The organism is Novosphingobium sp. ST904 (assembly GCF_001298105.1).
Classification (GTDB): Bacteria; Pseudomonadota; Alphaproteobacteria; order Sphingomonadales; family Sphingomonadaceae; genus Novosphingobium.
Window position 1 is genome coordinate 20,777 of sequence record NZ_LGJH01000162.1, and the last position, 22,200, is coordinate 42,976.

26 protein-coding genes are annotated in these 22,200 nt (G+C 61.1%); 19 read left to right on the top strand and 7 right to left on the bottom strand.

Annotation, left to right across the window (positions count from 1 at the left end; all coding sequences use genetic code 11):
• Window positions 1-76 precede the first annotated feature (76 nt).
• From ADT71_RS31655 to ADT71_RS23965, 3 genes are all read right to left on the bottom strand, one after another.
• Window positions 77-229 (bottom strand): hypothetical protein, encoded by a 153-nt coding sequence (locus ADT71_RS31655; RefSeq protein WP_156336786.1) that lies wholly within the window; start codon window positions 227-229, stop codon window positions 77-79.
• Entirely contained in the window at window positions 229-699 is a 471-nt protein-coding gene (locus ADT71_RS23960; protein WP_132469389.1) for a hypothetical protein, read from the bottom strand. The genes ADT71_RS31655 and ADT71_RS23960 overlap by 1 nt, the downstream gene beginning before the upstream one ends.
• 194 nt (window positions 700-893) lie before the next feature.
• On the bottom strand, window positions 894-1,277 hold the full coding sequence (locus tag ADT71_RS23965; protein ID WP_054440951.1) for a helix-turn-helix domain-containing protein: 384 nt from the start codon (window positions 1,275-1,277) through the stop codon (window positions 894-896).
• 134 nt (window positions 1,278-1,411) lie between these two features.
• On the opposite strand from ADT71_RS23965, the gene ADT71_RS23970 reads away from it, so the two are divergent.
• From ADT71_RS23970 to ADT71_RS23990, 5 genes are all read left to right on the top strand, one after another.
• Window positions 1,412-1,690 (top strand): helix-turn-helix transcriptional regulator, encoded by a 279-nt coding sequence (locus ADT71_RS23970; RefSeq protein WP_054440953.1) that lies wholly within the window; start codon window positions 1,412-1,414, stop codon window positions 1,688-1,690.
• A gap of 80 nt (window positions 1,691-1,770) precedes the next feature.
• Entirely contained in the window at window positions 1,771-2,823 is a 1,053-nt protein-coding gene (locus ADT71_RS23975) for a hypothetical protein (RefSeq protein ID WP_156336789.1), read from the top strand.
• Window positions 2,824-3,035: 212 nt separating this feature from the next.
• Window positions 3,036-4,913, top strand: coding sequence for a hypothetical protein (locus tag ADT71_RS23980; RefSeq protein WP_054440957.1), 1,878 nt, complete (start codon window positions 3,036-3,038; stop codon window positions 4,911-4,913).
• On the top strand, window positions 4,910-5,677 hold the full coding sequence (locus ADT71_RS23985; protein WP_054440959.1) for a hypothetical protein: 768 nt from the start codon (window positions 4,910-4,912) through the stop codon (window positions 5,675-5,677). The genes ADT71_RS23980 and ADT71_RS23985 overlap by 4 nt, the downstream gene beginning before the upstream one ends.
• 181 nt (window positions 5,678-5,858) lie before the next feature.
• A complete protein-coding gene (locus tag ADT71_RS23990) occupies window positions 5,859-6,467 on the top strand; it encodes a class I SAM-dependent methyltransferase (protein ID WP_132469387.1) in 609 nt (202 codons plus the stop codon).
• Here the strand turns inward: ADT71_RS23990 and ADT71_RS23995 are convergent.
• Window positions 6,464-6,679 (bottom strand): hypothetical protein, encoded by a 216-nt coding sequence (locus ADT71_RS23995; RefSeq protein WP_054440962.1) that lies wholly within the window; start codon window positions 6,677-6,679, stop codon window positions 6,464-6,466. The two genes, ADT71_RS23990 and ADT71_RS23995, sit on opposite strands and share 4 nt — an antisense overlap.
• Window positions 6,680-6,854: 175 nt before the next feature.
• Between ADT71_RS23995 and ADT71_RS24000 the strand changes: the two genes are divergently transcribed.
• Window positions 6,855-7,196, top strand: coding sequence for a hypothetical protein (locus tag ADT71_RS24000; protein WP_132469386.1), 342 nt, complete (start codon window positions 6,855-6,857; stop codon window positions 7,194-7,196).
• Here the strand turns inward: ADT71_RS24000 and ADT71_RS24005 are convergent.
• From ADT71_RS24005 to ADT71_RS31660, 3 genes are all read right to left on the bottom strand, one after another.
• Entirely contained in the window at window positions 7,193-8,482 is a 1,290-nt protein-coding gene (locus ADT71_RS24005) for a hypothetical protein (protein WP_054440966.1), read from the bottom strand. The two genes, ADT71_RS24000 and ADT71_RS24005, sit on opposite strands and share 4 nt — an antisense overlap.
• A gap of 105 nt (window positions 8,483-8,587) precedes the next feature.
• Window positions 8,588-9,187 carry a hypothetical protein gene (locus tag ADT71_RS24010; protein WP_054440968.1) on the bottom strand — a complete coding sequence of 200 codons (600 nt, stop codon included), beginning with the start codon at window positions 9,185-9,187 and terminating at the stop codon, window positions 8,588-8,590.
• A 3-nt stretch (window positions 9,188-9,190) separates the two neighbouring features.
• A complete protein-coding gene (locus ADT71_RS31660) occupies window positions 9,191-9,334 on the bottom strand; it encodes a hypothetical protein (RefSeq protein ID WP_156336791.1) in 144 nt (47 codons plus the stop codon).
• Between the two features lie 1,269 nt (window positions 9,335-10,603).
• Between ADT71_RS31660 and ADT71_RS24015 the strand changes: the two genes are divergently transcribed.
• The 13 genes from ADT71_RS24015 (at window position 10,604) to ADT71_RS24075 (ending at window position 22,185) form a co-directional block, all read left to right on the top strand.
• The gene (locus tag ADT71_RS24015; RefSeq protein WP_132469385.1) at window positions 10,604-11,221 is read left to right on the top strand and encodes a hypothetical protein; all 618 of its coding nucleotides are present in this window, start codon (window positions 10,604-10,606) and stop codon (window positions 11,219-11,221) included.
• Window positions 11,214-12,818 carry a hypothetical protein gene (locus ADT71_RS24020; protein WP_054440972.1) on the top strand — a complete coding sequence of 535 codons (1,605 nt, stop codon included), beginning with the start codon at window positions 11,214-11,216 and terminating at the stop codon, window positions 12,816-12,818. The genes ADT71_RS24015 and ADT71_RS24020 overlap by 8 nt, the downstream gene beginning before the upstream one ends.
• 16 nt (window positions 12,819-12,834) lie before the next feature.
• Entirely contained in the window at window positions 12,835-13,059 is a 225-nt protein-coding gene (locus tag ADT71_RS24025) for a hypothetical protein (protein ID WP_054440974.1), read from the top strand.
• Window positions 13,060-13,090: 31 nt separating this feature from the next.
• Entirely contained in the window at window positions 13,091-13,840 is a 750-nt protein-coding gene (locus ADT71_RS24030) for a hypothetical protein (RefSeq protein WP_054440976.1), read from the top strand.
• Window positions 13,841-13,862: 22 nt separating this feature from the next.
• Window positions 13,863-15,533 (top strand): portal protein, encoded by a 1,671-nt coding sequence (locus tag ADT71_RS24035; RefSeq protein WP_197283113.1) that lies wholly within the window; start codon window positions 13,863-13,865, stop codon window positions 15,531-15,533.
• Window positions 15,523-15,873: a hypothetical protein gene (locus ADT71_RS24040; RefSeq protein ID WP_054440980.1), complete on the top strand. Its 351-nt coding sequence runs from the start codon at window positions 15,523-15,525 to the stop codon at window positions 15,871-15,873. Before ADT71_RS24035 ends, ADT71_RS24040 begins: the two co-directional genes overlap by 11 nt.
• Window positions 15,854-16,651 carry a hypothetical protein gene (locus tag ADT71_RS24045; RefSeq protein WP_132469384.1) on the top strand — a complete coding sequence of 266 codons (798 nt, stop codon included), beginning with the start codon at window positions 15,854-15,856 and terminating at the stop codon, window positions 16,649-16,651. Before ADT71_RS24040 ends, ADT71_RS24045 begins: the two co-directional genes overlap by 20 nt.
• Window positions 16,652-16,897: 246 nt before the next feature.
• On the top strand, window positions 16,898-17,806 hold the full coding sequence (locus tag ADT71_RS24050) for a phage capsid protein (RefSeq protein ID WP_054440983.1): 909 nt from the start codon (window positions 16,898-16,900) through the stop codon (window positions 17,804-17,806).
• Window positions 17,807-17,893: 87 nt separating this feature from the next.
• Window positions 17,894-18,319 (top strand): hypothetical protein, encoded by a 426-nt coding sequence (locus ADT71_RS24055; RefSeq protein WP_054440984.1) that lies wholly within the window; start codon window positions 17,894-17,896, stop codon window positions 18,317-18,319.
• Between the two features lie 128 nt (window positions 18,320-18,447).
• Window positions 18,448-19,074, top strand: coding sequence for a hypothetical protein (locus ADT71_RS24060; protein ID WP_054440986.1), 627 nt, complete (start codon window positions 18,448-18,450; stop codon window positions 19,072-19,074).
• A gap of 5 nt (window positions 19,075-19,079) precedes the next feature.
• The gene (locus tag ADT71_RS24065) at window positions 19,080-21,353 is read left to right on the top strand and encodes a hypothetical protein (protein ID WP_054440988.1); all 2,274 of its coding nucleotides are present in this window, start codon (window positions 19,080-19,082) and stop codon (window positions 21,351-21,353) included.
• On the top strand, window positions 21,353-21,793 hold the full coding sequence (locus ADT71_RS24070; protein ID WP_054440990.1) for a hypothetical protein: 441 nt from the start codon (window positions 21,353-21,355) through the stop codon (window positions 21,791-21,793). The genes ADT71_RS24065 and ADT71_RS24070 overlap by 1 nt, the downstream gene beginning before the upstream one ends.
• The gene (locus tag ADT71_RS24075) at window positions 21,793-22,185 is read left to right on the top strand and encodes a hypothetical protein (RefSeq protein WP_054440993.1); all 393 of its coding nucleotides are present in this window, start codon (window positions 21,793-21,795) and stop codon (window positions 22,183-22,185) included. The genes ADT71_RS24070 and ADT71_RS24075 overlap by 1 nt, the downstream gene beginning before the upstream one ends.
• Window positions 22,186-22,200: the final 15 nt, after the last annotated feature.

A 22,200-nucleotide genomic window follows, 5' to 3' on the forward strand; every position in this document is an offset into this window, starting at 1 on the left:
AGCATGCCGCCGAAGCCCGCGGAAAAAACGAGGGCCGCCGCGTATTTGAAGAGGAAGCGCGCCATTTCGGCGGGGCTTACGGGTGCAGGGCCTCGGTGCCGTGTGCGATCAGTTCCGCAGCCACCGGCACCACGAACAGGCAGAAGACCGCAGCGAGCAGCGAGCCAATGAGGCCGCCTTTCAGGCGGTCCAGCATGGCTTGAGCGTGATCGCCGCGATGCACCTGCATCAGCGGCCGCCTGCGGCAAGCAGCCGCGCCCGGTTCAACAGGTTCGTGCGGGTAGGTGCTGCTGCCGGCAGGGGGCGTTCGCCGACAGCAGCACCCTGCGACGGCGCAATGCCGACGCCGGGGGGTGGAGTGCGCTGGCCATCAAGCCAAGCGTCGAATTCAAGCGCGCACCAACGGCTTTTCGAACCGATCATCGACGGGCCAGCCTGGAGGTGGCCCCGATAACGGCGCGGGTTCTTGGGAAGCGGCATGCCGCACTGCTTGGCCAGATCGCGCAAATAACCGATCTGCGTGCGCGGCTCCCCTGCCAGCGACAGAAGGCGCGAGACTTCGCCGAAAGAATATTCGCGGCGCGCGTTGGCGATCGGCCGGAGCACGGCGCGCGGCGGCATGGCAGGCATCGGGATAATGTTGGCCGAAGCCAGTCTATCCGCGCTGGATGCAGGGAAAGGTACGATAGCGGCGGTCATAGGATTCGCCTCCTTGGCAAGCTGGTAGGCCTAAGGATTTATCCAAACAGACTAATCGCCGCAAGAGAGAATTTATCCATTCTGACTATGACGGATTTTGTTACCCAAAATTGCCCGCAGAAAAACGGCAGACAAAAGAAAACCCCGCAGCCCAGGCGGGCAGCGGGGTTCGCTAGTTAATACTGAATTTCCGGTCAGGCGCGCTTACGCTCCGATTCGGCTTCGATCATTGAAATCACTTCGCCCGAACCACGGAAAACCTGATGGCTATCGCGCAGGGCGTCGAAGGTTTTGCGAAGTGCCACCGGCAAATCCCGATAGGTATCGATAAGCGCCCGCTCTTCAGGGGTCAGCCCACCATCTTCCGGGTTGAGCAAGTCCGCCTTGGCGATGCCAAGCGCCTTGGACAGCTGCTCCATATGATGGTCTTTCATCTCGCGCTCGCCAGTTTCGATCTTGGCGAGGTTGGAGAAGTGAATGCCCGACAATTGGCCCAGCTTTTCCAGTGACAGCTCGGCCTGCTCGCGCAGTTCGCGGATGCGGTTGGGAAACCGCTCAATCTTGGATTTCCTTGCCATAGAGGGGAATATTATAACGGTGGCACTGGCACCGTTAGACGCTGTTTTGACCAAAATTCCCTCCGGGGGCTTGCGTTTAAATTAGTCAGATTGGATAAGTACCGAATGAACCTCGGTGCTCAAAAGGTCAAGGCATGGCGCAGCGCCAATGCCCCAAAGCCCGGCAGTCGGCGCTTTCCGCGCTCTTCGGCCTATCGACGATCACGTGGAGCCGCATTGAACGCGGCGAACGGCGACCACCGCTCGAACAGGCGGTGAAGCTGGAGAGGGCAGGCGTGTGCGAGGCGACCGACTGGTTCGAACCGCCTCAGGCCCTGCCCTTGACCACTGTAGAAACTAAATTGCGCGCGAAACCCGAACCACATGATGAAAACTTTTTAACCAGTGGTGGTTTCGCAAAGGTAACGATGTGAGCGGCCATCGTGAATTCTCCGGCCCCACCGCCGGAGATATTGCCAACCTGTTGCGGCCACACGCAGAAGCGCTGGGCCGGATGATCTTTCCGGCCTCTGTGATGGCGGCGGGGTTCCTGTGCATCGGATCGTTGCACGGCGAGCCCGGCGATTCGTTGAAAATCCAGACGCGCGGGCCAAAACGCGGCACTTGGGCGGATTATGCCACAAGCGACAGCGACCCGAACGGCAAGGGCGACATGCTCAAGCTGTTGCAGCTGACCATCGGCGGTGGGGACATGAAAAAGGCGATTGAGGAAGCCAAGCGCTATCTCAACCTCGACAGCATGGACCCGCGCGCCCTGGAGCGGATGCAACTGGCAGCACGCAAGGCGCAAGAGCGGCAAGAGCGGCAAAAAGCGTCCGAAGATGAAGGCAAGCGCCGGAATGCCGAGGGCCTATGGCACAGCGCGGCCCCGCTGACACCGGGGATGCCGCCCGTTCTTTACCTTGCCGGGCGCGGCATCCTGTTCGGCGCAGATAGCCCGCTGAAACGCCCGCCCGGATCGATCCGCTATCACCATGCGGTCACCCACAAGGAAAGCGGGCAAAAGCTGCCGGCAATGGCGACCTGCTTCATCGGCGCCGACAAGCAGATTAAAGGCGTTCACCTGACGTTTCTGGAATACACCGCAGGCGGTGGCTGGGTGAAGATCCCGGACATGGTGATCGAAGGGAAGCGCACCAAGGTCAGCAAGAAGATTTGGGGGCCGACCTATTGGGGCGCGCATCTGCCGCTCTGGAAGGGGGGACAGAACTGCCCGCTTGCCGACATTCGTGCTGGCACGGCGGTTGAAGGCTCCGAAGGGATCGAGGACGGCCTGTCCTATGCCATGGCAAACCCGCAGGCCCGCGTGATCGCGGGCGGGACGCTGGGCAACCTCGGCCAGATGATCCTGCCACCCCAAGCCGGTGACTTCAACTTTCTTGCGCAGAACGACACCGACCCGAAGCCGATCGAGGCTTTCGAAGCTGCCATGCTCAAGCAGCAGGCGCAGGCAAAGCATCAAAGATCGGATCGCCGGATCGGCGCAAGGCGACCTCCCCAACAATACAAGGACTGGAACGATTGGTTGCAGGGGAAATCCCGGTGATCCCGGACCTGAGCAAGGCCGAGCGAGACCGCTACGTGGCCGCCATGCGGGAACGCCCACGCCCGCAGGCCAGGCGAAACAACCAACCGACGGTGCAGGCTCCGTCGTCAGGCCCCTGCCCTTTCTGCGGCGTTCCCGGCTTCAAGGGTTGCGACCATTTCCTGCCGCTGGGGCCGCGCCCCGTGAACGAGTTTCGAGGAAAACGATAGACAATGACCGGGGGCAAACAATCGAGGCTCGACGAAATGCGGTCCGCGGAAGCGGAACCCGCGCCGGACTTCTTCGGCGCCGAGCAGATGCAGGATTGGGGGCGCAAGCCGCCCCGTCTACCGCAACCCAGCCCGGTGGTCCCGTTGGGAGTGCTGGGGAAATCGCTGATCTTTCTGGATTCCCTGCAACAGATCGTGGTCGAACCACCGCGCAGTTGCAGCAAGGGAGAATTGGCGCTGTGGTTCGGGGATGAATACCTGATCGAGCATTTCCCGTCCTATCCGAAAAACTACAAGGCGGGAGACCCGGTCGAAGACTTCAACCAGACCAAGGCGCAGATGGCGCTCATCAATGACTGCCGGGCGAAAAACATCTTTAATCCGCAAGGCAAAGTGCTGGGACGCGGAGCGCACCGCCCGAAAGCCGACGAAAGCCTCCTGGTTCTCCACCTGGGTCGTTCGGTCCTGATCTCTCGACCTAACGGGAACGTCGAGCGGCATCCGGCGGGCATGGTCCGGATCAGCGGGAAAGACGTGTTCTTCCCCGCAGCCGACAATCTGCCGCCACCTTCCGACCGCGCAGCGACGCGTAGCGAAGGCGAGGAAGTGTTGGAAATGCTCCACAGCTGGAACTGGATTTCCAAGGCGGCACCGCTGTTGATGCTGGGATGGATCGCGCAGGGCTATATTTGCGGTTGGCTGGACTGGCGCGCGCATATCTGGCTGGTAAGTCCTACCGCGTCCGGCAAATCGACCCTGCAGAAACGCATACGTGCGTTGCTGGACGACTGGTGCCTGTCTACCGCTGACGCTTCTGAAGCGGCAATCCGGCAAATCCTGGGCAATGACACGCTGGCCGTGTCGATCGACGAGGCCGAAGCCCACGATAACCCCGAAAAGCTGCAAGCGGTGATGAACCTGATGAAGAAGGGGTCCAGCGGCGACCGCATCCTTCGTGGCTCTCAGGATCATAAGGGCGTCGAATTCACCGCGCAGAGCGCCTTCCTGCTATCCTCCGTGCTTCACGCCCCGTTTCGCGGCGAAGACCGTAACCGTATCGCGCTGCTGGAAATGCGGCCACTGGCCGATGATGCCGAGCCGCTCGACCTTGAACTGGCGAAATGGCGCAGCCTGGGTCGGCGTCTGCATCGGCGCATGGTGGAACAGGCACCGAGATTTGAACGCACGTATACCGCTTACAAGCGGGCTATCAGCGCCCACCGCTACACCGGGCGTTGGCAGGATACGTATGGCACCCTTCTCGCCTGCGCCGACCTGCTGCTCTACGATCTTGCCCCCGATGCGGCTGACGACGCGATGCTGGAACCGGGCATGGTGCGGGTGCAGGAGGCGGTAACATCGATCCTGCCGCTGCTTGCTATGGGCCGATCCGAAGCTCGCACGGATACCGAACGCGTGGTGCAGCATCTTGTCAGCTATCCTTTGCCAGGATCGCACGGCCACGCGCCTGAGCCGGTCGGTGCATGGCTGGAACGCGCGATGCGGACCAAAATCACTCCCGGCCAGTTTGCCACCGAGCCCGCCGAGTACCACGGACCGGACGAAGCGGCACGAAAGCGGCTTATGGCCTACGGTCTGCGCGTGGTGGCCCGTGTGGACAAGGGCAAGGGCAAGTTCGGCATCGAGGACGCCTTGCTGGACGAACAGGGTTGGGAGAGCGGCTATGTTGCCGTGGCCTATGCCACGAACAAGGCGCTGGCCGGATTGTTCGTCGGCACCGAATGGGCAGGCGGTGGCTGGCTCCAGTCACTCAAGAAAATTGACGGTGCCATCGGGGGCCAAAAAGTCCGTTTCAACACCAGCATGCCGGATAACGCACTGCTTGTGCCGCTTTCCGCGTTCCGAGGAGACGAAGGATGAACATTGCAGAATTGGCGAAAGCCGCCGCCGACGCCACCGTTCCCGAGGACGGCGAAGGTTTCTCCCGCGAGAAGTGGTACATCGCCCGCGACTCCGTTCTGTTCGCTGGACAGTCCTTGCTGCCCACCCCGGCCGCCGATGAGGTGGAGGCGGTTGCGAAAGCGATCCACCGGGCGCGCTTCCCCGAGACGTACACCGCCCATGAGGATTACTGGCAGCAGTTGTCCGATAGTGGTCGCGAGAAGTGGTTCCACGTTGCCCGCGCCGCCATCGCCGCACTGCAAGCCCGGAGCGCCGAACCTGTGCAAGATCGGCACGAGTTGGACGCCACCATGCAGACGGCTGACAGGCTCGCTCGGCGCATGGGCGGGCGGTTCGTTCCGCATGCCGCCGAACCTGCGGGCGAGGAGCCGGTGGCATGCTGCAAAGAATGTGGCAGCACCGGGCTTACGTGGTTTGCGCACTCTCGGAACAAGTCGCAGGTCGTTGAGGGCCGGTTGAAGACGAGCGACGTAGAATGCCTGTTCGTCCTCGGATGCGAGGCGTGCTCGGAAACGCTGCGCGTCGCGACTACCGATGAGGTTGCGGCACTACTGAGCACCGGCCCCACCCCGAGCAATCCCCACAGGTTGGTGGAGGCGTTCGTCGCGTCTCTCACGAACAATGGACGCAACCGGGACACCATGCTTTCGATCAATCATGACGAACTGCGCGCTTTGGTGGCCAAGGCTTCCGCCGCGCAAGATCAGGGGGGCGAAAGTTGACCGCACGGAGACGCAACAGGCGGTTGATACCACCGCCAGGAGTTCAACCGCGGGTGCTGTGCCCACATATTGAAGTCCGAAAGTCCACGCCAGAGCAGAGGCAAGCTCAAAAATTCGACGAGCACGAAAGGAAATGGGGCCGCATGATATATCGCGGCATCCGGTCCATTTTCTCGAAACCATGAGCATCCTCGGCCAAGTTATGGGCACCCAGAAGGCGCGCAAACGGAACGACTTCTATCCCACCATCGATCCGCGCGCCGTGCAGGCACTTGCGCGTTTTCTACCGCCCGGCACCGTCTATGCGGAGCCTTGCGCGGGCGCAGGCGACCTTATCGGCTTGCTCGATGCGCTTGGCCTGACATGCGATTGGGCGTTGGAGCTGGAGCCGCAAAGCGAATGCCTGCGCAACCGATGGCCCATCGCACGGGGGAATGCCTTGACCCTTTCGGCCCGCGACGTGGGGGATGCGACGTGCTTCGTGACGAACCCGCCCTGGAACAGACCGATGCTGCATGCCCTGATCCGGCATCTAGCCGCTATCCTGCCGACATGGATGCTGTTCGATGCCAGCTGGAAGCATACCCAGCAAGCGGCGGCGCTTGGCCCGATCTGCACCGATATCGTCAGCGTGGGGCGGCTGAAATGGTTCGCCGGGTCCAAATACGACCCACCCGACGATTGCGCTTGGTATCTGTTTGACGCGCGCCCAGGGCGCGAGGCTGCGGCACCGCGCTTTCACTTTCGACAAGCGCCGGTAGGGGACCGCACGCAGTTGACGTTGATCTAGATGAGATCGCGGGGTTCGGTGCTGGCCGGTGTGCGCGCGACGGCAAGGGTGACGTCAAGCAGGGCCGCAATGTGTTCCGAACGAATTTCAGTCCCCAGCGGGAGACTTTCGAAAAGGGATTTCAGGGCCTCAAGCGCCGCGAGCGAGCGCGTGTGGTTGAGGTCTGCGTCAGGCGGACGCGGATCGGCCCGCACAAAACGGAAATCAGTCATTACCCAGGTCTTCCATTCGGCCCCACCTTGCGGGCTGGTGGCCGGACGTGACGGGTTGGAAGACCGCTAGAGCAACGGCAGGCATACGCCTCCCGACGCGCCCGACCATGGGCGACGTTGCTCTAGAATTCGGGCTTCCATTCCCGGCACCGCGACCCGCGATGCGGGCGCGCCTATGTCATCCTATACCCCGCGATGCAAGGATAACCGGGCACTTCCCGCGATTGCCCATCTGTGGCAGCCTGCCGCCATGCTGGCTGTATCAATAATTTTTGGAGCATTGCTCGGCCTGATCGTGCAGGCCGGGCGCTCGGGTTTCATCCCGGCGTGGGGAGAAGCAGAAGCGCCCGCATGGTTGCAACTTGTGGTAATCTGTCAGGCCCTTGCAATAGCTTACGGCTATGCCGGTTCCTCACGCGGTTTTCTGATTATCGGCCTTTGCGGGCTTGGCGCATATACTCTGGCACGGGCGGTTCTTGCCGCGCTGGTCGAAGTTGTGGCGGCAGTCCGCCATTAAAGCAACGCCGCCTGCGCGGGAGGAACTTCGTCAGGGAACAGGGCGAAAGGATCTATCCCGCGCAATTGCATCCATGCCAGCGCTTTGGCCTCCTGAGCGTCGTATTCAGGCATTTTGCGCGTCTGCCAGCAATCGCGGCCCTCCTCTTGTGCCGCCTCGCCTAGGCGGCGGTCCGTGCGGGCGCGAATCCATTGTTCCGCCTCCCACGGTATCCAGCGCTCCAGCTTGCCGCCCCGCCCTGCCCCGTCCTTGGTTGGCCCGTCGATATAGGCTTCGAGAACACCCCGCGCCCATTCCTCGGGTGTCGTCACCGCGATCGACGTGATGGGGCGGCTGCACGGTTGAAAACTGCGATAGCCGGTGCCGCTGAACGAAAGGTCGCCGGGGCGGTGCCGATCGGCATCGAGGCGCATCGACAGGCCGTTGGTGTCAGCCAGGACATGCATGCCTCTGCATTCGAAACGGAACCTGCTGGGAATGCCCCACATGGGCAAGCGGCTTTCGGCCCTGGCTCGAACGCGCAGGGCCTTCATCAGGCGCTTCGGGCCGCGATTGACCCTGACCCCGAACGAGGTGCCGTTATTTGCCTCGTTGTTCAACAAATCCAACTGCGCCCATAGCTGCGGATCGTATTCGTGATTGCCCGCGCGCTTGGCCTGGTCGTAAGCGTCGAGCAATTGCCAAGCCTCATCCGCGATTTCAGCAAGAGGGCGCGCGCGCGAAACCTTCCATTGGTAGGTGATATGGTCAGGGTCCAGCTTCGCGGACTTTGCGGCCTTCTGTTCCTTGGGTGTGTATCCGCCCTTACGCAGCGCCTCCAGCGACGCGCGCAGGCGATAGAGTGCCCGGAAACGGTGTGTATCGTCCCGCCATTCGAGCGCATCAAAGGTCGCGAGGGCATCCGGCGTCGCCTCGTCGGCCGTCAGCTCGGCTTGTGGCTGGTTAGTTCGGCGGTTTTCATTACAGTCCCAGCACACACCCCGCCCCGTGGGCAGGACAAAACGCCGCGTGTTCGCCATGCCGCGACTGTCCACAAACAGTGCGCGGCAATCGCTGCATTCCGGTTCTGTCACCGTCAGGCACGGATAGCAGATCGTGCCGCCTAGGCCGTCATGGTGCCATAGCGCCTCTGCCTTGCCCTTGGTATTGCAGCGGACGCAAAAGCACGGCGGCGGGGCCATGTAAGGAGGTACGACCGGCGCGAGGGCGGTTCGCATCGGCTGCGCGAATAGGTCGCCCTGGTGTTGCGCGAACAGGTCTAGCTGCGCGGCGCTGCGGCGGGTCATATCAGGGGGGATTTTCACAGGTTCGGCCTCCTATTGCCGTTCGCACCCGCACTTTGGCGGCACAGGAAGCGCGCGGGCCTGACGCCCGCGCGCTCTCCAGTGCCGTCAGTGGTAGGCGGTGAAGTGTTGGGCGGCATAAACAGCCTTGCCGCCGATCCGGGCAAGCGGCTGCTCGAACGTGGCAAGGCGAACGTTATCGATTCGCACGCGGCCGCCTTTAGCTGCGCGGCGCAGCGGCTCCCCAATGTATTTCCCTACGAGGGGCACCGTCTTGCCTTGCTGCCAGTCGGTTTCCTCGATCTCGCGCGCGATCTCGCGAACCTCGACCATCGTCTTGCCGATAAGTGCGGTCACCTCGAACCATTCGCGGTTGGTCTGTTCGTAGCCCCAACAGGTACTGAGCACGTCGCCTACAACAAGGCCACGCCCTTCCGCCTTGCGCTCGGCGGCCCGCTTCGCCTGCCGCTCGGCGTGAGCGGTGCAGGCAGCAAAGAACGATGTGACTTTGCATGCGCGTTCCTCAGCGCTGCGGAAGCGGTAGCGCCAAGCGGGCTTGAGTGCCCGCCCGGTGAAGACGGCGGCGCAGGGCGCGCCATCGGCCTGCTCGTAGATATAAGCCACGGCTGTGCTGTCTTTCGCGAAGACGCCGCGACATTTATGGAAAATCTGCTGGCGGCGCGCTTTGTCAAGCTGTTCGGGGCTCATTACTCAGGCTCCCCGCTTGAGAATGTCGGCGCATTCGAGAAGCTCGACCAACCTGCGCGCCCAGTCCTCGGCTTCGGACTGCTTGCCGCATTGCTTGTACGCGATGGCCTTTGCCAAAGCCTGAGCCACCTTAGAACGATCAACCATGTTTCGGCCTCCTATTGCCGTTTCAGTCGGCCATCCGCCAACTGTTATTTAGTCATATTGGCTAAATAAATGATTTGTCAATATGACTAAATAACATGCCCGGACAGCGCGCCGTCAGGCGCGCGGTGCGTCCGGGCTCACTCTCCCTGACCCTCGCTTTCCTGCCACTTTTCGCCCGCTTGCTCACCTGACATTCGCCTACCGCCCCGCTTACCCGGACCCGTTTTGTGCAAGCAGAGCATAGGCCAAGGGTGGATGCTCGGCATGGGTCCGGGGGCGTTCCGTATGTTCTGGCCCGTTCTGGGCATGGAACGGCAGAACATTAGGTTTTCAGCCGTTTATTGAGGCGTTCCAACTGTTCTATCGATGGGAGAGGTTTTGCGCATGTATGCGCCTATGCGCACACCATACACAGGCGCGAGATAGATAGAACAATCAGAACATGTTCTTTTTATCTTATATTTCAATATGATATCTGTTCCAATGTTCGTTCCGGTAAAGAACAATCGGAACGGACATGGGGAGCCCTTGCGTTCATTTAGTCCATTCGGATAATGACCTAGGCCATGCTCGATGCGCTAGCGCCACACTCGAATATTCTAAGGGTCGGATATCCGGCTCAATGGGTGTTCCGGGGGTGCGACTTCGGCGGGCTGGGGAAATTCGGGCCGCGCGTGGTAGCTGCGGCCGGGCGTCGGAACTGCGATCTTGGCAGGCATGCAGGCGTCGGCGTCCAGGCGGGGAGCGGCAGCGCCCTCCCCGCCTCGAATGTGCAAAATCAATCACTTAGCAGCATCGCCGTCGCGCCCGTCGCACCGATGCCGTCGCACCGCCTGACAGGATCGGCGGTTTTCTGCGCCCTTGATACCGCCCGTCGTCTAATCGCCAGTTTTCAGACAGCCTCGGCCATGGCGCGCATCGCGGCCCATCGGTCGGCCCCGCCGTCGTCGCCGGTCGGGGGGGGTGGCCCCCTTTCGGTTCGCGCGCGCGTCCCCATGGGGGTCGCGCAGGACAGACCCGGATTTTCAAAAAAACCGGCCTTTCGGCCCCCTCGATCACTGGATGCGGATGCACCGGCTTTCAGAGGGCGCGGAAACTTCGACCGTCAGACGTGGGGTCCGGGGTGGCGATGCCTTACGCATACGCGAAACAGCGCTGTGGGCCGCGTGAAGGTGCCAATTATGGAATCGGAGGGGTCCGGGGGCGCAAAGGCGCTCTCGGCTCGTACGATCTTGGCAGGGCTGCGACGCTAGGCGGGGGGCTCGGCTGATGTCAAGCAAGCCGTCTGCACTGATGCAGGTTATGCAGGGCGAAGCAGACGAGCGGGGCGGAAACGAGTTCTTCCCCGAAGCCAGCCAGCTTGACCTTCTGCGCGATGAACGCGGGAATTTGCCTGCGGATGCCTTGCGGCAAATCCGGGCGCAACAAGGACGTGGCAGACCGCGCGGTGCCCGCAACAAGCGCAGCGAGAAAATCGCGAAGTGGTTCATCGCTCAATATGGTGACCCGCTGGTGGCGCTTGGCGAGATCATGAACACCCCTATCGACGTGATCTACGAGCAGATGATCCTTGCTCAAGGCGGCGAGGCGAAGGGGAAGCGGGTGACGGGACGGGACGCCATGGAATTTCGTAAATCCGCTATTCTTGACGTGCTGCCATACATTCACGGCAAGCAGCCCATCGCAGTAGATTTCAACGGCAAAGCGGATGCGGTGATCTTTATTCCGGGCCTTAACGCGCCCGCCGGCTTCACGCGCGATCAGTTGACCGACGCGACAGAAAAGCTTGGCATTGAGGCCATTGAAGCGGCGGGCATTCGCTTGGACGACGGCACACTGTTGCCCGATCCCAGCAAGTGGGCACACGCCGACGACGACGATGATTGATTTTTCATCGATCGACGACCTTGACCGCACTGGCGAGGCCGAAGCGCTTACGATGGTTCCCGTGGGGCCGGTCGCGCACCGGTTCGTTCATGACCAATCCTACATGCGGACCATCATGGGGCCGTTCGGATCGGCTAAGACTACGACGACCTTCCAAGCGATTATCATGGCTGGGCTTTGGCAGCATACCGCGCCGGACGGGATGAAGTATTCGCGTGGCTGCATCACGCGACCGACCTACGGCCAGCTTCAAGATACTGTCATGAAGGACTGGTTCGCGTGGTTTCCCAAGACGCGAGACAACTGGAATGGCGATCGCCTGGAGCACACGGTTACGCTGGACATTCCCGGCATCGCCAAGCTGAACATACAGGTGTTGTTTCGGGCCTGTGAGGACCGGGTAAAAGCGGAACAGATTTTCAAGGGAATGCAGCTTACATGGCTGTGGCCCAACGAAATCGACACGCAAGATCCCAGCGTTCTGGAATTCGGCTTGCCCCGCCTCGGGCGATATCCACCTGCGGCAAAGGGCGGCTGTGCCTGGTACGGCATGTTCGCAGACATGAACGCGCCGGACGTAGACAATTACACTTACGACTTGCTCGTCAACAAGAACATGGGGCTACCGCAAGCGGTCGAAGACGCCCTGCGCGAAAAGCTTGGACCGAATTTCCGGATTGCATTCCACCGTCAGCCCGGAGGCCTGGACCCGGATGCCGAAAACCTCATGAACCTTCCTGAAGGTTATTATGAGCGTTTGATGGTGGGCAAGACGACCAATTGGATTCGTCGATTCGTTCACAACCAATTCGGCGCCGTGCGGAACGGACAGCCTGTTTACGAAGAATTCAACGACGAGATTCACACGGCGAAAGAGGACCTGAAGGCTCTGGACGGTGTGTCGGTTGGCCTGGCTGTGGACGGCGGTTCGACCCCTGCTGCGATGTTCGGCCAGAAGGATGACATGGGGCGCATCCGGTGGTTGGCCGAGGTCGTGGTTTTTGCGCCGGGGTCGGAGCATTCGCTGGAACAGATGGACGCCGAGTCCTTTGGCGAGCTTTGCGGTGAATTCTGGCTCGAAAACTACGGAAAGCATGACTTCGCAGGCGCTTGGGGCGATCCCGCGGCTTGGTACGGTGTTGAGGACAAGCACAGCTGGGTTACGCTGTTCTGGAGCGCGTTTAAGAAGAAAGTTGGCCGCGGGGCGGTGCGCTGGAAGTTGAAGCCCGCCCCGATGCAGCATGAGAACCGCTTGCCGGAAAGACTCAAGGCCGTGCGCGATCCGCTGAAAAAGATGATCGGCGGGCAACCTGCTTTCCAACTTTCGCCGACCTGCAAGGTGACACGCCGGGGTTTCAACAACGGCTACGTCATTACGCGTGTGCAATTGTCGAATGGCGGGGGACGCTGGGCTGACAAGCCGCTCAAGAACGACTTTTCGCACATTCACGATGCCGGTCAGTATCTGAACCTCGGTCTGACCAAGGTTGGAGCCGTCGATGATGACGGCCAGCCCAAATCGAAAGCCGCCAAGCGGCGGACGCCCGGCGGCGGCAAGGTCAATCATGGCGGCAGCGCGTTCGCGCCGAAACGTTGAAAATGGAGGTCACATAATGGGTGCGGTGGGGAAGATGCTGCTTTCGCCAATCGGGGCGATGGCCGGTCTGTTCAACAAACCGAAAATCGATGTGCCAGCAGCACAGCCGCAGGCGATCGACCGATCGAGTTCGGTCGTTCTGGAGGCGGTAGCGAGCCGGCGCGGTTCCCTTGCGAACAAGCGGACGGGATCGCTCGGGGCTGAGGCTTCCGGTGGCAAGAAGACTTCGCTGGGCGGCTGATCGCCCCGCGTTGCGAAGGAAGGAACGCAGCATGGATACAAAAATCAGCGACTTGCTGAAGGTGAACGTCGATGACGGCATTGCCGCTTTCAGCACCCTCAGCGATGACGAGCTTGCGGCTTTTGCTGCCGCTGAGGCGGCAGCGACAAATCGCAAGAGCCTGCTCAAGGCCATAGCGACCGAACAGGAAGCACGCGCCCACACGGCGAAGGAACAGAAAATCATTGCGCTGGCCGCCGATGCCGGTGTTCGCGTCTTTACCGATGCAGATGTTCGCGCGCTGATCGAAGAAACGAAGATGGAGCAGAACGAGCGCATCGCCGCGCTGGAAATCAAGCTGGCAGATGCCGAGGCCGGTACGACGGCGCAGGAGGTAGCGGCGCAGCCCCGCAAGCTGGCGGTAATCGGCAATGCGGAAGGCCCCTGCCTGCGTATCGCGTTCACCGGGAGCGACGATATGACCATTCAGGAGCTGCCCGAACTGGAATTCCAGAGAGGCGCGTTCAAGTTCGATCATTCGCGCCGGGTGGTATCGCTGGAGCAGCCGATCGTCTTCCCGATCGCGGTTCGCCGGACCGAAATCACGAAGGCATGGCTCGTGGGCAAGAACGGCGACGCTGCTGCGGTATGTGAATTCATCAGCCCGCTTGCGGTGGGCGGCGGTACGCGCGCGAAGATCAATGCCGGCCACCTGTCGTTCAGCGAACCGAAGGTCGACATGCTTGCCAGCGCCGCGAATGCGATCCTTGCCGTTACCGGCGGCGACACGATCGAAGACTGATCTAGGCGGGAAGGCCGGGCGGATGATTACTCCTGAAAGCGTGAAAGCAAATCAGGCGCGAATGGAAACGTTACGCGCCAATCATGACAGCAAATGGAGTGAGATCGCCCGCCTGGTCTACCCGGAAATGAACCGGTTCTATGGCGGGACGATGGCCGGTTGGGCGCAGATGGGCGGCCGGGTTGATGCTGAAATGCACAATCCCTATGCCGCTCAGGCGTTCGAGGATGGTGTTTCGCTGTTCGAGGGTTTCGTCATGCCGCGAGGCCAGCGGTGGCAGAAACTGGCGCTCGACGCCGAATTGATGAAGTCTGTCCGGGTCCAGCAGTGGGTCGAGAAGAAAGAATTGCGGCTGTTCCAGCTGCGAAACGACCCCGAAAGCGGCTTTGTAGGCGCGGTCCACGAAAGCGCCATGAGCCTTTATGCGTTCGCGGCGCAATCCATGTGGATCGACATTCGCCGTAGCCCGGTGACGGGCCGCAAGGTCGGGCTGAGCTACGAAAGCGAATTCGTGGGCGAACAGTTCGTGGAATGGGATGCCTCGGGCACGCCTTTCCGCCTGCACAGGAAGTTCGCCCTCACGGCAGAGCAAGCCTTCCTCAAATGGGGGCGCAATACGCCGGCCCCTGTGATGAAGGCGATGGGCCAGGACAAGAACAAGGATGGCGAGTTCGAGTTCATCCACGTGATCGAGCCGAACACGCAATATGATCCCGAACGCATCGATCATCATGGGAAGCCATGGGCGGCGGCCTATTACCTATGCGGCGGGAACCATGAGATATTCCTCCGCGGCGGGTATCATTCCAAGCCCCGAATCTTCTCCACGTTCACACGTGGACTTCGCAACAGTTGGGGTTTCAGCCCCACGATGCGCATACTGCCGCAAATCCGCCTGTTGCAGGAAATCACGCAGCACCGCGTATTCGGGGCGGAACTGCGGTTGCTCCCGCCCTTCCTTGCAACCGATGATGAGCTGGACGGCGCCATTCTGGAAATGCGGGCCCTGGGCGTAACGTTCGGCGGGCTTGACGATCGCGGCAACCCGAAGATGAAAACATTCTTCGATGCTTCGGATTCACGCGATGCCGAACTGCTGGCGCAGGAAGCTTGCGCGATCATCGACAAGGGTTACGGCCGCGACCTGTTGCAGATCACGCGCGAGCAGAAGACGCATATCACTGCGACCCGGACCGAAGAAGAAAAGGTCGAAAAAGGTGTGCTCCTAGCTCCGCTGGCCCGGCAAGAAGCCGAGTGGCTTGCGCCGATGACCGTGCGCGAACTTGCCCTGATGGGGGAGATGGGCGATTTCGACGATGCCCCCGGCGAAGTGATCGAATATTTCGAGGCCGAGGGCGAATTCAGCTGGCGCTACGATAACGAACTGACGCGCATGATGCAGGCGCAGGATACCACCGCCTATCTGTCTCTTGCCCAGCAGGTTGGGTTGCTGGCGCAGTTTGACAATACCGTAGTGGAGGATTTTCGCCGGGAATACCCAATGGCGAAGGTGCTGGACGTGCTGGGGCAAAACGCCGGCGTACCTGCGGCAATGCGCGCTACTGAAGAGGAAAAGCAGGCCTACGACACCCGCAAGGCGCAGGAGGCCCAACAGCAGGCGCTTCTGGCAGCGCTGCCCGCCGTAAGCGATACGATCAAGAATGTTTCGGGGGTAGCCAGCAATGGCGCTTGACCGGGAAATTGAAATGATCGCGGAGCGTCAAAAATCCGTCACCGCGCGCGCGCAGGCCATGGCCCGCATCATTTTGCGAGCGAAAACGGTGCGGGCCTATCGCAGGCTTTTCCTAAAAGATGGCCAGCTGTCCCCAGAGGCCGTCCTTGTTCTGGCCGATCTTTCCCGTGCGGCGGGGATGGGCAAAGCGGTAAGCGGTGCCAACGGGGAAGAACTGAATTTCCGCGAGGGACGGCGCACCATGATGCTGCACCTCTTCGCGCGCCTGGACGCGCAATCTCTTGAAAAACTGGCCCAACGCATAAGGGAGGCAAACGCCGATGACCACGCAGACGACTGAAGAAACCCCGACGCCGCCCCCTTCGCCCTCGGCTGCGCCGGAATGGATGGGTTCGCTGGGTGACGAAACGCTCCGCACCAGCGAAACGCTTTCCCGCTACAAGTCGGTGGACGATCTGGCGAAGGGCCATATCGAAACCATGTCCTGGGCGCGCGGACGCATCCCGATTCCAGCGGCCGACGATGCCAAGGGTCGCGAAGACTTCATCGGCAAGGTTCGTCCCGAGAAGTGGGAGAATTATGAGGTTGCCGTGCCGGAAGGTTCGAACACCGACCGGGCCGATGCCTTCAAGCAAAAGGCCCATCAGCTGGGCCTCCTTCCATGGCAGGCTAAGGAACTGTCCGACTGGAGCAATGGGTTCGAGGCCGATGCGGTTTCGAAAATGACGCAGACGGCACGAGATGAGCTGACGACGCGCGAAATCAACATCGGCCCGGCAGGTTACCAGCGAACGAACGAGGCGATCGCCAGCATGTTCAATCAGGTCGAAGGGCTTGAGGGGTTCGATTCCGATCAGGTAATGCGCGGCATGGAAAGTGCGTTCGGAGCCGGTCAGACGTGGGATTTCCTGCGCTGGGTGGCATCGAAGACCGGCGAACTCGACAAGGTTGACGGTGGCGCCATCGACCTTGCTCTTGGCAATCTGAAAGGCCCGGCGGCGCAGGCGGAAATCAATCGCCTGATGAAGGATAGCGAATTCATGGAGAAGGCGAAGCAGCCCGGTTCGCCTGAAAGCAAACGCTGGAAGGACCTCAATCTAGCTGCCTCCAAGGCTTGACAGATTTAGTCATTTAGGAGAAATATCACTGCATCCTCTGGACAGGATGCAGTGATGGCCGAGCGGGGGAACGGCCCAGTTTTTTCCCCCAACCTTCCGGCTTTCCCTGCGTGCAGGCCCCGGATGCTGTGAGCGAAAGTCGCTCCGTTTACCCGGTACGGCTACCGGCAGGCCGGCCCGCGATCTGGATCGCGCCTCCCCGTCCGAAGCAATCGAACCCGTTTGTTTTTGGACATGGAGGCTAAAGTGTCCGATACCGATGTAACGAAGCATCGCAATACCACCTTCAGCAACAACGTCACCTATACCCTGAGCGAAGAACCTGGCATTCATGCCGTCCTCTGCGGTTCCAGCGATGACTACGAAGGGAACGCGAAGGCCCGCATCACCAATCGTTTCGACGATATCGAGATGCAGGAAAAGGGGTCGCGGGGCGGCGATACCAACAATACCGAAATGGGCAGTGCGGTCCGCTACATCAAGCCGGGCCGCCTGAATACTGTCGCGCCGCTGGCCGATCTGGAAGACTTCCAGGAAACCATGGTCGACCTCGGGTCGCCATTGGTTAGGGGCGTAGCCAAGGCCGGCAAGAAATATCATGACGATATGTGCTTCCGCGGCTTCTTCGGCAACGGCTATGAGGGCGAAGGCGGCGACGATATCGTGCCGTTCAAGCCTTCGAACGTGATCGAATCGGGCGGCGTTGGCCTTGTTCTTCCGAAGCTGCTGGCCGCCCGCGAACTTGCCCGCAAGCGCCACGCGCCGTTCTCCACGGAGCCGCCGATCATCATCCTTCAGGCGGAAGACGAAACCGAACTCCTCAAGATCGAAGAGTACAAGAATTCGCGCTACAGCGGCAAAACACCGCTGGTCGGCGCGGAAATCGTTCCCTTCATGGGCTTCCGCTTCATTCCCTTCCAGGCAGACCGGAAAAGCCTTCCGACCTCCTATGCCAATTTCTTCGCCAACGGCGGGGCGAAGCGGCGTCTGCCGATGATCTTTCCGAGCGGTATGCACCGCGGCAGGTGGGTCGAGTTCATGGGCAAGATCAGCGAGCGTCCCGACAAGGATTACGCGATGCAGTATTGGGGCGCGGCGCGCTCTGCCTGCGTCCGCACTGACGAAGACCTCGCCTTTATCATCGAAACCGAATGACCGCTTGGGCGGGGGGCTTCGCCTCTCGCCCTTCGCCATGGCGAGCGTGGCACCTGACGCCCGCTACCAATCCGAGGAGTATCCAGAATGGCCGACATCTACGGCACTGCTCACAGCGGCACCGATCCGCTACACCGCCCCTCCGGCATCGTGGTGGACGCGGGGGTTCGCCGTTTCCGCAACACGATCAACCTTGCCACCGAAGGCGGTGCCACGACGAATTCGATCATCGCTGCCAAGGTTCGCGAGGGCTGCGCCATCCACGAAGTGCGCATGCACTCGACCGTGGCGCTGACCGCTGTGGACTTCACGATCGGCACCGATGACGATCCCGACAAATATGGCGCAGCGCAGGCCGGACCTGCTGCCGGTGCAAGCAAGACCTTCCAGGTTCCCGTGGCCCAGCTGGCCGCCGATGGCCTGACCGAACCCGATCTGGTGAAGTTCTTCCCCAGCGCGGCCCTTCCCGCTGCCGGCACGATCGTAACCGAAATCTTCGCCAGCAAGCGCTGAGGATGTCTCCGGGGGCGGCCGTACCGCCGCCCCCCGCCTTGCGGCGCGTCGGGGTCCAGAACGGATTGTTTCGACGGACAGGGATTGGAGAAACACCCGGCGCGCCGCCTCTTTCATGAAAGCCGATCATGCCCACGCAGTTGAGCCAAACCGGCATCGTCAACGCCGCCGCCGCGCTGCTGGGTTCAAGTGAGCGGATCACAAGCCTGGATGGTCGGAACAAGCTGGCGGTGTGCGCCGCTGCCCATTGGGGCGTCACGATCAGAACGTTGCTGGTGGACCATCCATGGAACTTCGGCATCAAGCGCGCGAAACTGAACGCAGGCCCGCCTCCCGCTTGGGGTTTTGAGCGCACATTTGCGCTACCGGCAGATTGCCTGCGCCTGCTTCCCTCCCGCCTCGTGGATGGTCGAGAGTTCTTCTATGACGGCGAAGTTGAAGACGGCAAAATTCTGACGAACGCTTCTGCCCCGCTGGCCGTTCGCTACATCGCTTCCGCCACGATCGACAACGTCCAGGCTTGGCTACCCACTTTCGCCAAGGCGGCCACTTATGCGCTGGCCGAGGATATGGCGGAAGATTTGACCGGTGCGTCTGGCCTGTCCGAGCAGCAATCGCAAAAGTTCGAATACTGGCTGAAACGAGCCCGCCGGGTTGATGGGCTGGAGAGCCAGCGCGGGAACAGCGCGCCTATCGCATCGCGCAGCCGTTGGCTGAGCAGCATGCGCACCCCCTTCAACCCCTACTCGGACTGAACCATATGTCTCGCGTCACGCCTGCGCAGGTGAGCTTCAACGGTGGGGAATTGTCCAAGCGGCTGCAAGCGCGAACCGATCAGGCCATCTACTCCATTGCCCTTGCCGAAATGGTTGGGTTTTCACCCATGGTCGAGGGTGTCTCCGAAGCGATGCCGGGGACGATCCATGTGGCACCGCTAGCCGGCCCGTTTCGTTTCGTGGAATTCGAGTTTTCAACCACGCAGGGCCATGTGCTCGCGTTTGCCGACGGCAAGGTTACGATCTTCACGAACGACGCGCTGCTGACTGAAATCGAAAGCCCATACACCTGGGCAGAGGTACAGGAGCTTTCGTTCTTTCCATCTTTCGATGTTCTGTACTGCTTTCGGCGGGGCTCGCGCCCGCGCATGCTATTTCGCGACGGGGCTGAAACCTTCGGGTTCGAGGAATACGTTTTCACAGACGGCCCCTTCGAGAAAACCAACAAGGACGAGAGCAAGACCGTTTCCGTGTCCGGGATCTCGGGCGCGATCACCATGGAGGCGTCCCACGATATTTTCGCTGCGACCGATGTGGGCGGGCTGTTCCGCATCGAGGCCGAGGACCTGGGCGATATCACCGCATGGGAACCATATACTACCGTTGTGATGGGCCAATATCTGAACGCCAACGACCGCGTTTATCGCGTCGTGGGTGGTAATCCCGACGACGACAACAAAATCCGCACCGGCACGCTCACCCCTGTTCATACTGAAGGCGTGGAGTGGGACGGCATTGCCAGCGGTGTTGACGTAAACGACAAGCCCGCGGGCGGCGTCCAGCTGGAATATATCCACGACAAATGGGGCGTCGTTCGCATTACCGCTTTCACGAACAGTATGTCGGTTAAAGCCGAAGTATTGCGAAGACTGCCCTTCTCGGCCGGGGCCAGCGGGGGAAGCTATTCGTACATTGGAGGCTATTGGAAAGCGACCTACTTCGATTACGAGCCGCCCACGATTTCGGCGAGCTATGCCTATGGCACCTACCGTTGGAGTTTCGGTTCGTTCAGCGATACGCGAGGCTGGCCCTCCTGCGGAACCATATGGGCCGAGCGCCTTTGCCTTGGCCTCGACTCCTCCATTTTCGGCGGTGTGTCCGGCGACCTCGACAGTTTTGCCGAACGCAACGAACTGGGGGAAGTGAGCGACGACATGGCGTTCGTTGCCATTGTGCAGGATGCGAATCCGGTTCGGCACATGGTAGCCGATGAGCAACTGCTGGCGATCACGGCGAAGGGCGTCCACGCGCTGACCCCTGCGAGCCAGGCCAAGGGCGTTGCGCCCGGAAACATTCAGTCGCGAAAGCAGAACGATGCAGGCATAGGTGATGCGGCAGCTGTCGAACTGAACTCGCGCACGATCTACATAGATCGATCGGGGTCGCGGATTTACGAAACCGATCTGGACCCTGCGCGTCAGGTCGAGCAGGAACTCGACCTGACGCGGTATGCTCGCCATTTCGGCGCGCCGGGCTTTATCGAGCTGGCATCACAGCAGCACCCGTTCAATCACTTGTGGGCCGTCATGGGTGATGGACGGTTGGCGGTGGCGGCCTATCTGCCTGAAGAACAGGTGCTGGGCTTTGCATGGCGGCCTCTTGCCGAGGGGATCGTGGCGAGGACCATCTGCGCCATTACAGATCCGGCGGGGAAGTTCGATCAGGTGTGGATCGGCGTAGAGTACGCTGGAAGCTGGCACGTGTTGCGCATGGCGCCGTGGCGCATGGCCGGTGAGAGTGAAGACACGCCGTGCATGGTCGATATGGCTGCGTTGTACGAAGGCGACCCGAAGGACGCATTCACCCATCCTGTAATCAGAAATGCCGGGCTGCACGTCGTTTCAGATGGCGCTTTCTATCCCGTTGACGCCAATGCGATCGGTGGTTTCACGCTGCCCGAGGCAGGCGCGAAAGTGTGGGCTGGCCTGTCCTACGACGCCTGGATGGAATCGCTCAACTTTGAGGCGGGCGGCGACAATGGCGCGGCACGCGGCCGCAAGGCCCGGTTCGGCAAAGGCTGGGTCGAAGTGCTTGACGCCCGCGGCCTGGCATTCGGTGTACCCGGCGATCTGGAGGCCTTGGAGGAACTGCGGGGCGATAGCGTGACCGACGAAGGTTATGCTGCCGTCTCCGGTTTCCGGCTGCGCGATGCCATGGGCGATCACACCCGCTACCCGCGCCTTCGCATCGAGCGTGTTGCGCCGTTTCAGGCCACCATTGCCGCTTGGGGCGGCGAACTCAACATGGAGAAGCTTTGATGGAAGCCCGGCTCTTTCAGCCAGAGGATTTGCTCCAGCTGAGACCGCAAAATTCCCAGCTACTCGATATTCCCGAAGACAAGCGACTGGAATACGGGTGGCAGCTGACGGAAGGCAGCGCTTTCACGATATGGGATGAAACGCCCGAAGGCGTGCGGCCGATTTTCTGCGGCGGCGCGCACCGCCGACACGCCCATTATGCGATGTTGTGGGGGCTGTTCTCGATCTATCGCCCCAAGGTGCCGGCGCATTTGACCCGATCGACCCGCAAGTTCGTATCCCGCCTTCGCGAAAGGCGGGTCGAGGCACAGGCTTCCGCCGACAATGCAGCAGCTTGCGGGTGGGTGAGGCTGATCGGCCTGACTGAGGAAGCCAGACTGCGAGGAGCGATGCCTGATGGCACCGACATGGTTATTTTCGTGAAAAAGGGGATGGATTGATGGGGGCGGCACTCCCGATCGCGGCCATTGCCATGACGGCGGCGAGTTCAGTGATGGGCGGCATCCAAGAGGGAAGCAGCCTCCGCGCCGAAGCAAGGTCCGACGCGGAAAATGGACGGCTTTCGTTGAAGGCCGGAGAGCAGGAGGCAATGGATACGCTCCGTCAGGCCCGGTTCGAGCAAGGTGGGGCAGCGGTACAGATGGCGAGTTCCGGACTGTTGTTCGGCGGATCGATCGGAACCGTGCTATCCGACAGTGCCCTCCAGGCAGAAATGGACATTGATCGTATCCGGGACCGGTCGCCGCCGAAGCGAACAATTATTACGCCAATGCCGCACAGAAGCGGAAAGCTGCCAGGGGCGCAGTGCTTGGCGGCCTTTTCAATGCTGTAACCAGTGCGGTTGGCG

Bases quoted from the DNA above. Each gene is read 5' to 3' on its own strand.
- ADT71_RS31655 (WP_156336786.1), bottom strand. From the start codon at position 229: ATGCAGGTGCATCGCGGCGATCACGCTCAAGCCATGCTGGACCGCCTG.
- ADT71_RS23960 (WP_132469389.1), bottom strand. From the start codon at position 699: ATGACCGCCGCTATCGTACCTTTCCCTGCATCCAGCGCGGATAGACTG.
- ADT71_RS23965 (WP_054440951.1), bottom strand. From the start codon at position 1,277: ATGGCAAGGAAATCCAAGATTGAGCGGTTTCCCAACCGCATCCGCGAA.
- ADT71_RS23970 (WP_054440953.1), top strand. From the start codon at position 1,412: ATGGCGCAGCGCCAATGCCCCAAAGCCCGGCAGTCGGCGCTTTCCGCG.
- ADT71_RS23975 (WP_156336789.1), top strand. From the start codon at position 1,771: ATGATCTTTCCGGCCTCTGTGATGGCGGCGGGGTTCCTGTGCATCGGA.
- ADT71_RS23980 (WP_054440957.1), top strand. From the start codon at position 3,036: ATGACCGGGGGCAAACAATCGAGGCTCGACGAAATGCGGTCCGCGGAA.
- ADT71_RS23985 (WP_054440959.1), top strand. From the start codon at position 4,910: ATGAACATTGCAGAATTGGCGAAAGCCGCCGCCGACGCCACCGTTCCC.
- ADT71_RS23990 (WP_132469387.1), top strand. From the start codon at position 5,859: ATGAGCATCCTCGGCCAAGTTATGGGCACCCAGAAGGCGCGCAAACGG.
- ADT71_RS23995 (WP_054440962.1), bottom strand. From the start codon at position 6,679: ATGACTGATTTCCGTTTTGTGCGGGCCGATCCGCGTCCGCCTGACGCA.
- ADT71_RS24000 (WP_132469386.1), top strand. From the start codon at position 6,855: ATGTCATCCTATACCCCGCGATGCAAGGATAACCGGGCACTTCCCGCG.
- ADT71_RS24005 (WP_054440966.1), bottom strand. From the start codon at position 8,482: ATGACCCGCCGCAGCGCCGCGCAGCTAGACCTGTTCGCGCAACACCAG.
- ADT71_RS24010 (WP_054440968.1), bottom strand. From the start codon at position 9,187: ATGAGCCCCGAACAGCTTGACAAAGCGCGCCGCCAGCAGATTTTCCAT.
- ADT71_RS31660 (WP_156336791.1), bottom strand. From the start codon at position 9,334: ATGGTTGATCGTTCTAAGGTGGCTCAGGCTTTGGCAAAGGCCATCGCG.
- ADT71_RS24015 (WP_132469385.1), top strand. From the start codon at position 10,604: ATGTCAAGCAAGCCGTCTGCACTGATGCAGGTTATGCAGGGCGAAGCA.
- ADT71_RS24020 (WP_054440972.1), top strand. From the start codon at position 11,214: ATGATTGATTTTTCATCGATCGACGACCTTGACCGCACTGGCGAGGCC.
- ADT71_RS24025 (WP_054440974.1), top strand. From the start codon at position 12,835: ATGGGTGCGGTGGGGAAGATGCTGCTTTCGCCAATCGGGGCGATGGCC.
- ADT71_RS24030 (WP_054440976.1), top strand. From the start codon at position 13,091: ATGGATACAAAAATCAGCGACTTGCTGAAGGTGAACGTCGATGACGGC.
- ADT71_RS24035 (WP_197283113.1), top strand. From the start codon at position 13,863: ATGATTACTCCTGAAAGCGTGAAAGCAAATCAGGCGCGAATGGAAACG.
- ADT71_RS24040 (WP_054440980.1), top strand. From the start codon at position 15,523: ATGGCGCTTGACCGGGAAATTGAAATGATCGCGGAGCGTCAAAAATCC.
- ADT71_RS24045 (WP_132469384.1), top strand. From the start codon at position 15,854: ATGACCACGCAGACGACTGAAGAAACCCCGACGCCGCCCCCTTCGCCC.
- ADT71_RS24055 (WP_054440984.1), top strand. From the start codon at position 17,894: ATGGCCGACATCTACGGCACTGCTCACAGCGGCACCGATCCGCTACAC.
- ADT71_RS24060 (WP_054440986.1), top strand. From the start codon at position 18,448: ATGCCCACGCAGTTGAGCCAAACCGGCATCGTCAACGCCGCCGCCGCG.
- ADT71_RS24065 (WP_054440988.1), top strand. From the start codon at position 19,080: ATGTCTCGCGTCACGCCTGCGCAGGTGAGCTTCAACGGTGGGGAATTG.
- ADT71_RS24070 (WP_054440990.1), top strand. From the start codon at position 21,353: ATGGAAGCCCGGCTCTTTCAGCCAGAGGATTTGCTCCAGCTGAGACCG.
- ADT71_RS24075 (WP_054440993.1), top strand. From the start codon at position 21,793: ATGGGGGCGGCACTCCCGATCGCGGCCATTGCCATGACGGCGGCGAGT.